We start from the raw sequence: 229 nt of genomic DNA, 5'->3' as shown, positions 1-229 counted from the left end.
TTGCCACCTGTGGCGCTTTCGATGGTCACGCTAACGGTCGAGCCGTTGTTGTAGACGTCGTTGGCCGGCGTCTCGAAGTCAACGCTGCCCTGGGTCTTGCCGGCTTCGACGGTGATGGTCTGGCCGTTGGACAAGGTCACGGTCACCGGGGTCTGGGCCGGATTGCTCAGGGTCACGGTGTAGGTGATGACGCCACCTTCGGTCACCGACGGGCTCGCCGTCAGGGTCG

Annotated in this window: 1 protein-coding gene; it reads right to left on the bottom strand. The window is 64.2% G+C overall.

The genetic code is table 11. The features are described 5' to 3' along the window. Positions 1-229 (bottom strand): immunoglobulin-like domain-containing protein (locus FQ664_RS27465; RefSeq protein WP_178091145.1); only part of this gene is annotated, 229 nt, incomplete at both ends.

This window comes from Pseudomonas persica, from assembly GCF_900291015.1.
GTDB lineage: Bacteria > Pseudomonadota > Gammaproteobacteria > Pseudomonadales > Pseudomonadaceae > Aquipseudomonas.
The sequence above is the reverse complement of the archived record's forward strand: the minus strand, read 5'-3'. Positions and strand labels throughout refer to the sequence as shown.